Annotated in this window: 11 protein-coding genes and 1 pseudogene; 11 read left to right on the top strand and 1 reads right to left on the bottom strand. The window is 61.2% G+C overall.

What is annotated here, in order from left to right; genetic code table 11:
* From Q0239_RS05740 to Q0239_RS05755, 4 genes and pseudogenes are all read left to right on the top strand, one after another.
* Window positions 1–724, top strand: a pseudogene (locus Q0239_RS05740) (chromosome partitioning protein ParB); the annotation flags it as partial.
* A 61-nt stretch (window positions 725–785) separates the two neighbouring features.
* Window positions 786–1,430 carry a hypothetical protein gene (locus Q0239_RS05745; protein ID WP_298599727.1) on the top strand — a complete coding sequence of 215 codons (645 nt, stop codon included), beginning with the start codon at window positions 786–788 and terminating at the stop codon, window positions 1,428–1,430.
* Window positions 1,431–1,909: 479 nt separating this feature from the next.
* The gene (locus Q0239_RS05750; RefSeq protein ID WP_298599730.1) at window positions 1,910–2,233 is read left to right on the top strand and encodes a DUF736 domain-containing protein; all 324 of its coding nucleotides are present in this window, start codon (window positions 1,910–1,912) and stop codon (window positions 2,231–2,233) included.
* Between the two features lie 157 nt (window positions 2,234–2,390).
* Complete coding sequence (locus Q0239_RS05755) at window positions 2,391–2,603, top strand: helix-turn-helix transcriptional regulator (protein WP_298599733.1); 213 nt, start codon at window positions 2,391–2,393, stop codon at window positions 2,601–2,603.
* A gap of 26 nt (window positions 2,604–2,629) precedes the next feature.
* On the opposite strand, the gene Q0239_RS05760 is transcribed toward Q0239_RS05755, so the two are convergent.
* The gene (locus Q0239_RS05760; protein ID WP_298599736.1) at window positions 2,630–2,803 is read right to left on the bottom strand and encodes a hypothetical protein; all 174 of its coding nucleotides are present in this window, start codon (window positions 2,801–2,803) and stop codon (window positions 2,630–2,632) included.
* Between Q0239_RS05760 and Q0239_RS05765 the strand changes: the two genes are divergently transcribed.
* The 7 genes from Q0239_RS05765 to Q0239_RS05795 form a co-directional block, all read left to right on the top strand.
* A complete protein-coding gene (locus tag Q0239_RS05765) occupies window positions 2,793–3,053 on the top strand; it encodes a DUF2285 domain-containing protein (RefSeq protein ID WP_298599739.1) in 261 nt (86 codons plus the stop codon). The two genes, Q0239_RS05760 and Q0239_RS05765, sit on opposite strands and share 11 nt — an antisense overlap.
* A 152-nt stretch (window positions 3,054–3,205) precedes the next feature.
* Window positions 3,206–3,991 carry a DUF2285 domain-containing protein gene (locus Q0239_RS05770; RefSeq protein ID WP_298599742.1) on the top strand — a complete coding sequence of 262 codons (786 nt, stop codon included), beginning with the start codon at window positions 3,206–3,208 and terminating at the stop codon, window positions 3,989–3,991.
* Window positions 3,992–4,125: 134 nt separating this feature from the next.
* Window positions 4,126–4,398, top strand: coding sequence for a helix-turn-helix domain-containing protein (locus Q0239_RS05775; protein WP_298599745.1), 273 nt, complete (start codon window positions 4,126–4,128; stop codon window positions 4,396–4,398).
* 9 nt (window positions 4,399–4,407) lie between these two features.
* A complete protein-coding gene (locus Q0239_RS05780; RefSeq protein WP_298599749.1) occupies window positions 4,408–4,914 on the top strand; it encodes a DUF2840 domain-containing protein in 507 nt (168 codons plus the stop codon).
* The gene (locus Q0239_RS05785) at window positions 4,911–5,489 is read left to right on the top strand and encodes a S26 family signal peptidase (protein ID WP_298599752.1); all 579 of its coding nucleotides are present in this window, start codon (window positions 4,911–4,913) and stop codon (window positions 5,487–5,489) included. The genes Q0239_RS05780 and Q0239_RS05785 overlap by 4 nt, the downstream gene beginning before the upstream one ends.
* A complete protein-coding gene (locus Q0239_RS05790) occupies window positions 5,490–5,831 on the top strand; it encodes a DUF736 domain-containing protein (RefSeq protein ID WP_298599755.1) in 342 nt (113 codons plus the stop codon).
* A gap of 4 nt (window positions 5,832–5,835) precedes the next feature.
* The coding region (locus tag Q0239_RS05795; protein ID WP_298599758.1) for a lytic transglycosylase domain-containing protein at window positions 5,836–6,189 on the top strand (354 nt) is incomplete at its 3' end.

A 6,189-nucleotide genomic window follows, 5' to 3' on the forward strand; every position in this document is an offset into this window, starting at 1 on the left:
GCGGGTGGAGGTGCAGAGCCAACGGAGCCGTAACGAGGCCGTGAGTGAGAGCATCGAAAGCTGCCCCGCCGAAGCCGCGTTCGACGAACGCCGCCGCGCGGTGCTTGCCGTCCTTGGTTTCGATGCCGAACGGGCGACCGTCACCAGCGACCGCTATTCCGGCAATTATCTCGGCCCTTTGGTCGAGCGGTTGCTGGAACTTCCCGACGCCTTGGTGCTGGAGGTTGCGGCGGTGGTCATGGCGGAGACGCTGGCGACGGGCAGCGAGTTGATCGAAACGCTCGGGCTTCACCTGTCGGTCGATATGGCGGCTTACTGGAGTGCGGATGCGGCGTTCTACGAACTGCTACGCGACCGCGAGGTGGCGACCGCCATTCTCGCCGAGGTCGGCGGGGCAGCCGTCGCAACCGCCAACGCCAAGGAAAAGGGCAAGACCATCAAGGGCCTGATTGCCGATTTCCTGACCGGTGAGAACGGACGCGCAAAACGCGAGGCGTGGGTGCCGCGCTGGATGGCCTTCCCGCCGTCCGCCTATACCGAGCGTGGCGGTGTCGCCACGGTCAAGGCGGCGGAGCGGGCGCGGTGGATTGCCGAACAGGAGCGGCCCGACGAACCGGACCCCGATGCTCCGGCGAGTGCGGCTGCGCTCCCTGCCGTGGCGGAGGTTCCGGACGCGGTTGCGGACGAAATCGCCGAAACCGAGGAGGAGCGGCTTGCCGCATGAACCATTGGAAATGCTGGACGGTGTTTCCGTCCGGCCTTTCGCATTGCCAAGGAGAACCGACATGGCCGACATCGTATCGGCAAGCATCGCCATCGGCGGGACGGTCAGCGCTACACAGTTCGCAGAATTGGCCACCCTAATCGCTGAATATGATCTGCGCGTCGAATGGGGCGGCAAACCGTTCGACCCGAACCATTTGCCCCAGGACGATGCTTTGCGGCTCTTTGCCGAGGAGGCAGCTTGGGGCATGTTCGACGATCTCGAACAATTTTGCTGCGATGAGGGGCTGGCTTATCAACGCTGGTCTGGGGCTTGTGCAGGCAGTTTCGGTGCCGAGCGCATCGTCTACGACGGCAGTATGAACGGGCCTTGGAACTTTGCGGTCGATGAGGACGACCATATCGTGCTGCACGCGCAGACCATCGAGGAATTGGGTTCGATGCGCGCCATTCGCAAATACATTGCCCAAGCCGAAATCATTTTTGCCGCCTTTAATAGTCCAACATCATTGATTGCCTTTCTCGCTGCCGATGGCGGCGAGCCAGCACGAGGCCCCGTCCGGCGGCGTCGGACGCGGCGGTTTCGCTGGCTTAGCTGCCGCTGGAGCCATTGGGGCGCGACAGAACCAAGCCGAAATCCCCACCGTGTCGATCGCGGACAAGGTTTGCGCGAAGATCGGAGGCAGCAATTGCACGGCCCTTTTTGACCAGCAGATAGGCGCATCCGTCGCTCTGGAAATTTTGCTCTGAACGCCGATTTAGCTGGACCCGCCAGCACCCACGGCGTGGAGGCGCTTACGCTCGAAACGCATTCGGCAAAGCTGCGAACAATACCCCCGCTTGCCGACAAACTCTGGCGGTGCGTCCCGGCACTCGGATACCGGATTTGATCAATCCGACGTTGGCTTGGACATATGCCCTGCTTGTCCAGTCCCGCGACCACAGCGATCTCGTTACATGGCCCGGTATGGCAGGGACGGCTTCGCCTCGACGCCTTGGACCGCAACGGCTCCACACCGACTTTCTTCCCCTGGGCTGCGCCCATTCCCCGCGCAGCAAGAAAGACGGTGCTCCGCCGTCCTCCATTCCATTCCGGCCTTTCAGGTGCGGCAGGTTTTCGCCCCGCCTTCGACCGGCCATCGAGATCGCGATGGTCGCGGGATCGATCCAAACAAGGAGAAGTATCATGGCCAACATCGGTTCATTCAAAAAGTCCGGCAACGACTATCAGGGCGCAATCCAGACCCTGAGCGTCCAGCAGAAGAACGTCCGCCTCGTCGCCGAAGAGGCAAGCGACAACGAGAACGCCCCCACCCACCGGGTGCTGGCGGGTCAGGTCGAAATCGGCGCAGCCTGGGCGAAGGTTTCGCGCGAGGAACGCGAATATCTGTCGGTCAAGCTCGACGATCCCAGCTTCGCCGTCCCGATCTACGCGAACCTCGTTGCCGCCGAGGACGGCAAGACCTTCAACCTGATCTGGTCGCGCCCCAACGGCTCCAGCGGCAGCTGAGCCACCGACACCGCCCCGCCCGGCACTGCCGGGCGGGCTTGGTGCTGTCCAGAAAACGCCACAAGGGCACGTAAAATCCAGATTTATGGTCGCCAAGCGCACGAATCCCTAGTATATTAGGTGGTAATATATTGGGGAGTGCGGCGACTTCCCCGGCATGTCGTCACGGGAGATCGTCGCACGTAACTTACGCAAATTGCGACATGCCAAAGGCTTGTCGCAAGAGGAGCTGGCAAACCGTGCCGAGATCAATCGCAACTATGTCGGTATGCTCGAAAGCGAGCAACACGCGGCGACCATCGACATGCTCGACAAGCTGGCCGAGGCGCTTGGCGTCCAGGTCGAAGAATTTTTCAATCGTGCGTCGTGAGCTGACGGTCCTGCCAAATTCGGAAATCATTCGATATTTTCGCAGAACGGCGTATCGTGCCAATGAACGCGCACATGCTGCGGTTTGTAAATCGGGAAGAACTGCCCTGAATACAGGGATGAACCACAAAATGTCTTGGTCAGGAACAAAAGCGGGCGTCCTGTTTGATTCGTGCTGCGGATGCGCGCGATGACCATCATTGCCTTTCAGGACATTCCGCCGCAGGTGGAGATGATTACCGATTATGACGAACAGCATCTAATCACCTATATCCGCATTCTAGACGCGACCGCAGAGGGTGCTGACTGGCGCGAGATAGTCCATATCCTCTTCGGTCTCGATGCAGAACAGGAGCCTGAACGCGCCAAAACTGTTCACGATAATCATCTTGCCCGTGCGACATGGATGACTGAGGCGGGTTATCGGCATCTGTTGCAACGGCAGAATTGAAGCCAAATCGCCGCGTGACATCGGTGTTGCGGTCGCGACGTTAAGCAATTATGCTATCCAAACTAGAGCGTAGGCGAAAGATTCGCCCGATCGTTCGACTGGTCGCTAATACGCTCTACTATCGGCTCCATCGACTTTGTCGGAGCGAGAACATGCGCAGAGTGTCTGACTGGCGTTCTGATAAGGCCGCTGGTGAATTCTTGAGCCATGACCGTGCTGATTTGGCGCAGGAGTTTCTGTGCCGGAATCCGTCCTACGAGGACGATGTCACCGAGATTCGAAATCGCGCAGAAATTACGGCTGCCGAGCGTGAGGCGGCGCTGGAAGCAGCGGCTTGGCGCTGGGGCCTGAGCACGCCTTGCGATCCGAATTTATCGCCTTTGTCGCACCCTGCACATTGGTGTTCTGACGCGGCCCCGACGGTTGTGATACTTGGGGTTGCGTCGTTCGAAACTGGCCCGGTAATCGCTGCATTGTCCCGTAAAGCCGACTGTATTCTAGCTGATGTAATGACGAGCGATGGTCGCCATCTGGTTATCGTGGACGGTAAACGCAAACATCGCCTGCGGCTCGTACATATTGCAGATGTCGAAGTGGCGGCATACGCAACAACCGTGCTGGATACCGATCGTGTTCGCTTGGGAGCCACATTGGAGTTCAATCGCTGGCTGCACGGATCTGGACCGCAACTGCTACACCCCCCGCTCATTCCAACCCAATATCAGCGTCATCGACTGGTGAAGCTGCTGCGTATCTCCGATGCCCAATCCGAAGGGGCATCATTACGCGACATCGCCTATGTCATTGTGTTCCCGCATCACTGGCCGATAGCCGGCGCGGCGTGGCGTGGGTCGTGCGAACGCCGCACCTGCCTTCGGCTTGCCGCGGAAGCCAGACGGCTGATCCAGGGCGATTACCGGAAGTTGCTCGCCGCCTGATCTTGTCCGGCGAGGGGTGACCGTTTCGCACCCCCCAATTTTTGTCGCTCTCCTCACCCGTCGATTCTCCGCCACAGCTTGCGTCTGTGATCGGTGCTGCCGGTTGCTTGCCCACAAACAACCGGAGCCAACCAATGGATGCCCGCCCCACGCCGATAATCGCCAGATACTTGCGAACCCCCGATGCAGCGGTGCATCTCGGCCTCTCCGCCCGCACGCTTGAAAAGCATCGCTGCTTTGGGACCGGTCCGGTCTATCGCAAGCTCGGCGGGCGCATCGTCTATGCGGTCGATGATCTCGATGCCTGGGCCGAACTCGGCACCAAGCGTTCGACCAGCGACCCCGGCAAGGGGACCGTCCATCCCGCCAAGCGGCAGGACGGCTACACCCCGCCCGTGCGGCGCTGAGCTCTCGCCATGCTCGCACCCACCGCCTTGATTGCCGATCTGCAGCCCGCCGTTGCGCAGCAAACCCACGTCGAACTCTACTGGGCCGAGGGGCAGCGCGAACATTGGCTGCGCTTCGGCGCACCAGTTTCCGATACGATTCTGGACCGTCGGCGGCGCAAGCTGACCTTCGGCGCAAGCCAAGTCTTCGCCTTCGTCCGCTGGGCATCGAACAACTATGGCACGATCCGTTCGCAGATCGACATCGTGCGCTGCGTTGCTTCGGGCGAGCCAGTGACGACGCTCGCTGGTGTCAATCCGGGTGGCGACATCCTGCTTTCCGTATCGGGCTGGCCCAAGGTCGAGCGCGCATTCAAAATCATCGACTCCATCGAGGCAGCGGGCATCGACCCCTGCGCGGTTGCGCCCGATCACTGGCGGCACGTCCACAACCGGCTTGCCGCCGCGCAAGCGCCGCGCGCCTATTCGCCCCAACGGCATCGCGCCTGGCTTCAGCGCAAGGCGCTGTTGCCATGAAAGCGCGCACTGCCCTTTTTGCCGCGAGCGTCGTGGCCGCTACGCTGGCAACGCTCACCGTTCCGGTTTCTCGCACTGCCGTGTGGAACGTCAGCGCCAGCGTCCCGACCGGACTCTATGCCATTCGCGGCAAGCGGAGCATCCATGTCGGCGAGCGCGTGGCGATCGAACCGCCGCCCAAGTTGCGCCGCCTGCTCGCCGAGCGCGGCTATTTGCCGGTCGACGTGCCGCTGCTAAAGCGCGTCGCCGCTGTCTCCGGCCAGCGCGTCTGCCGCTTCGCGCACGGCATCACCATCGACGGCGAGCTGGTGGGCATTGCCCGGTCCTTCGACCGGCGCGGACGCCCGCTCCCGGCCTGGTCGGGGTGCCGCCGCCTTGGTTCGGGCGAGCTGTTCGTGATGAACCCGGCAGCGCCCGACAGCTTCGACGGACGCTATTTTGGCGTTCTGCATATGGCCGATGTCATCGGTCGCGCAACGCCCCTCTGGACCGACGAAGCGGGGGACGGTGACCATATCTGGTTCGCCAATCCACATTTTGAACACGCCCCCAGTTCACCAACCCAAGGAGACTGAATGATGAAAATCGGATATTTTTTGACCGCAGACGGCGGCTATTCCGGTCATATAACCACGCTGACGCTCGACATCGGCGTTTCGCTCATGGCCATTGAACCATCTGCCAATGAGAATGCGCCCGACTACCGCGTGATCTCTGACGAAGGGGATGAAGGCGAAGAAGCGCGCGAGATTGGCGCAGGCTGGAAGCGCACGGGTGAGAAAGCTGGCGACTATGTCGCAATCCAGATCGACGATCCGATGTTCGTTACTCCGTTGCGGGCCAACCTGTTCAAGGAGGATGGCAATGCCCATGTCCTGATCTGGTCACGCCCAGTGCGGCAAGACAAGGCGGACTGAGCCGATGCGCTGGAATCGCATTCGCTTTGCCGCGTTTCTGGCGCTTGCCCTGTTCGGTGGTGTGCCGGGCTTTGCTCAGGACGCTGCCGAACAGGTGCAGCCGCTCCGCATAGATATTGCGTCGCATGTTGCCGAAGCATCGCAGCGCTTTGGCATTCCCGAGCAGTGGATATGGGCGGTGATGCGCGTTGAAAGTGCAGGCCGGATCGACGCCACCAGTCATGCAGGCGCGATGGGATTGATGCAGGTGATGCCCGGAACCTGGGCCAATCTCACCGCCCAACATGGCCTTGGCAATCAGCCTTACGACCCGCGCGCCAACATCATGGCGGGGGCCGGCTCCCCTCCCCAGAAGCAC

This window comes from uncultured Sphingorhabdus sp. (assembly GCF_937872355.1).
Taxonomy (GTDB): domain Bacteria; phylum Pseudomonadota; class Alphaproteobacteria; order Sphingomonadales; family Sphingomonadaceae; genus Sphingorhabdus_B.

What these genes read in the sequence shown, in the direction of transcription:
- Q0239_RS05755 (WP_298599733.1), top strand. Translation starts at nt 2,391, where the DNA reads ATGTCGTCACGGGAGATCGTCGCACGTAACTTACGCAAATTGCGACAT.
- Q0239_RS05770 (WP_298599742.1), top strand. Translation starts at nt 3,206, where the DNA reads ATGCGCAGAGTGTCTGACTGGCGTTCTGATAAGGCCGCTGGTGAATTC.
- Q0239_RS05790 (WP_298599755.1), top strand. Translation starts at nt 5,490, where the DNA reads ATGATGAAAATCGGATATTTTTTGACCGCAGACGGCGGCTATTCCGGT.
- Q0239_RS05745 (WP_298599727.1), top strand. Translation starts at nt 786, where the DNA reads ATGGCCGACATCGTATCGGCAAGCATCGCCATCGGCGGGACGGTCAGC.
- Q0239_RS05760 (WP_298599736.1), bottom strand. Translation starts at nt 2,803, where the DNA reads ATGATGGTCATCGCGCGCATCCGCAGCACGAATCAAACAGGACGCCCG.
- Q0239_RS05750 (WP_298599730.1), top strand. Translation starts at nt 1,910, where the DNA reads ATGGCCAACATCGGTTCATTCAAAAAGTCCGGCAACGACTATCAGGGC.
- Q0239_RS05775 (WP_298599745.1), top strand. Translation starts at nt 4,126, where the DNA reads ATGGATGCCCGCCCCACGCCGATAATCGCCAGATACTTGCGAACCCCC.
- Q0239_RS05765 (WP_298599739.1), top strand. Translation starts at nt 2,793, where the DNA reads ATGACCATCATTGCCTTTCAGGACATTCCGCCGCAGGTGGAGATGATT.
- Q0239_RS05785 (WP_298599752.1), top strand. Translation starts at nt 4,911, where the DNA reads ATGAAAGCGCGCACTGCCCTTTTTGCCGCGAGCGTCGTGGCCGCTACG.
- Q0239_RS05780 (WP_298599749.1), top strand. Translation starts at nt 4,408, where the DNA reads ATGCTCGCACCCACCGCCTTGATTGCCGATCTGCAGCCCGCCGTTGCG.